Here is a 2591-nt window from a genome sequence, read left to right on the forward strand (position 1 = left end):
CGTGAGGCGCTGTATACTGACACGCGTAATAGCAACCCCGACAGTTGTGGCAGAGGTTGGCCAGTTGCGTGATATCCCCATCCGAGAACGCGCGTTCCGCGTGCAGCGACGGGAAGACCGAGCAATATCCCTCGCAATAGCGACAGGCATTGCAGATCTCGGCCTGACGGCGGGCTTCTTGAATAAGGTCAGTTTGCATAAGCGGCAGCCTCACGTCCTGCGATGCGTCCAAATACGGTTCCGATGGTCATGCCGAAGCCGGCCAGATAGCCTTGTCCAAGGATCGACCCGGCCATCGTCTCGCCGGCGGCCCAGAGGTTTTTGATCTTGCCGCTGGAGGTCGAGCACTGGGTTCTGTTGCGAAGATTACTGAAGCTCAGAGGAATACATCTGACGTGCTTTGCTATGCGACCAGCTCTTTGAATTGTTGAAAGGGACAGAGTCCTGGTGTGAATTGGCCTTTACGGATCATGTGCGCGACCTCGATACCTGCCAGAGTTGCTGAAGCTGAAGCAAAAGACTTGAAGCCGAGTATCGGGCGGGTTCGTCTTTTGATGAAACGGTGGTCCTGCTCGACGATATTGTTCAAGTATTTCCGCCTCACCATTTCAATTGGGATCGGGCAGCCAAAGCCTTTCAACATCCTGTTGACGGCTTTGATGCCAGCCGTGTTTGCGCCGCTTTTGTCGATAACAATCTTCCTCGGCATTCCATTTGTCTCCAACACTCTGGCGAGGAACTTTGTAGCGGCGGGTTTGTTTCGACGCTGCGAAAGCATGAAATCAAGCGTCTTACCGTGCTTGTCGGTAGCTCGGTAGAGATAGACCCACGCGCCTTTCACCTTGATGTAGGTTTCGTCCATTCTCCAAGAGCGATCACATGGCGCTTTTCGACGCCGCGCCACTTCTGCGATTACACCGGGATACCGTGTCACCCAGCGGTTCAGAGTGGTGTGATCGACCGATATGTCTCGCTCGAGCATGATTTCTTCCAAATCTCGATAGGAAACACCGTATCGGACATAGAAAAACACTGCGTACAGGATCACATCCTTGGGATATTGTGCGCCTTTAAAGGAGATCATGAACTGGCTTTCGACTTGGAAGTTCCGAAAGTCATTCGCCCGTTGGTGGCGCGAGCGTCAATGGCCAAAAGTTTGCAACAGATCCATACTCTACAACCGCTTGAAAAAGAAGGAGGCTACTCCCCTTACGACAGTACTGGTAGCGCTCTGGGTACTTTAGTCTGAAGCGAATTTTCCGGCCTTGTAAGCAATTCTCTTACGCTCCCTTTCGACAAAGGCTCCTTGATCCTGAGAGGCAACGTTTACAAGCCGCGCTGGTAATCCTATCAGGCGCACGCACCAAGATTGCTCGATACAGCTGATCAATTATCTTTCGTTGTTCTTCGATAGGATTGTTCATTCTATTGCCCAGCCTAGTGATCTGACATTTAAGGCTCAGGCTTTATTGGCAAGATCTCCAGCTCTGACCAATCATCCGGCAAACCCAAACGCTCCATGTAGTGGTTGAAGTAATTGAAGGTCGCGTATTCGATGCTGTCTGAGCAAAACCACACGGCATCACACTCGTCACATATATGAATGACGCGACCATTCCTTTTTACTTTCGCTGGAATAACAGAGCCCTGTCCGCATCTTGGGCATTCATGAGTGCAATTCTGTGTCATTGTGGGTAAGTCGAAATGATTTCGTTTGTACCGGGCTTAACAATGCCCCGAATACTTGTTTCGCCGTAGTGCAAACGCGTGCGCCATTGGCCCAAAGTCTTTCAATCTGGGGATTACCTAAAGTCTACTCGTACACTGCCGCCGCTTGAAGCAACTTATACAAGTCGGCCCAAGTGATGTATTCCTCGCAAGGCTGATCGAAGAGGCTATTGCGCCCCTCGAAAGCTAGCAGCCATGCCTGCATTGCCTCCACAAAAGATTTGGTATTCAAGTTTTCTTCAGGAAACTCAGGATCACGCAGCAGAATATTCAGTGCATTACAGAAGTCTCTTGTGGTTTGGATTTCTACAGCACGGTTATTTTCTTCTGACTTCAATATCCTGCCCTCCATTGATAGTTGAAAACTTGAACCTGGAATCCTTCGCGATTTCAGCTGATGTCGCTGGCCTGGTTGGGATTTTTATACCGGCTCTTTGATAGGCATATAGTCTTCTGTTGTCCAAAGAATACTGTTGTCCGTTCACCTCGAAGGTCCGAATTGGCGGCAATGAACTAGGCTCAGGACCCATTGATTTCCGCGCGACGGCATGATTCACGGCTCGAAAACGAGCGGTGAACATGTCTGATCTTTTCTGGTTGAGTGACGCGCAGATGGCGCGTCTGTAGCCTTTCTTTCCCAAGTCGCACGGCAAACCACGTGTTGATGACAGGCGCGTGTTGAGCGGCATTATCTTCATCAACCGTAATGGCTTACGATGGCGTGATGCACCCAAAGGGTGTTGTCACGTTAACCCGCGGTTCACACAGAGATCCTAGTTTTCGGATTTCAAGCGGCTCGAGTGGCAGCATTCCAGGCGTCAAATGCCTCGAGGCGGTGATATCGGATTGTTAGGGCTGAGCGA

At 50.6% G+C, this 2591-nt stretch carries 2 protein-coding genes and 2 pseudogenes; 1 reads left to right on the forward strand and 3 read right to left on the reverse strand.

Annotated features, from left to right (window positions below):
* From MHN28_RS24695 to MHN28_RS24705, 3 genes and pseudogenes are all read right to left on the reverse strand, one after another.
* Positions 1-199, reverse strand: a pseudogene (locus MHN28_RS24695) (4Fe-4S ferredoxin); the annotation flags it as partial.
* Positions 200-403: 204 nt separating this feature from the next.
* On the reverse strand, positions 404-1084 hold the full coding sequence (locus MHN28_RS24700) for an IS6 family transposase (RefSeq protein WP_239345698.1): 681 nt from the start codon (positions 1082-1084) through the stop codon (positions 404-406).
* A gap of 729 nt (positions 1085-1813) precedes the next feature.
* Positions 1814-2065, reverse strand: coding sequence for a hypothetical protein (locus MHN28_RS24705; RefSeq protein WP_239345700.1), 252 nt, complete (start codon positions 2063-2065; stop codon positions 1814-1816).
* A gap of 242 nt (positions 2066-2307) precedes the next feature.
* On the opposite strand from MHN28_RS24705, the pseudogene MHN28_RS24710 reads away from it, so the two are divergent.
* Positions 2308-2463: pseudogene (locus MHN28_RS24710) on the forward strand (transposase); the annotation flags it as partial.
* Positions 2464-2591: the final 128 nt, after the last annotated feature.

Source organism: Ruegeria sp. Ofav3-42, from assembly GCF_022347725.1.
In the GTDB taxonomy this organism is placed as follows: Bacteria; Pseudomonadota; Alphaproteobacteria; order Rhodobacterales; family Rhodobacteraceae; genus Ruegeria.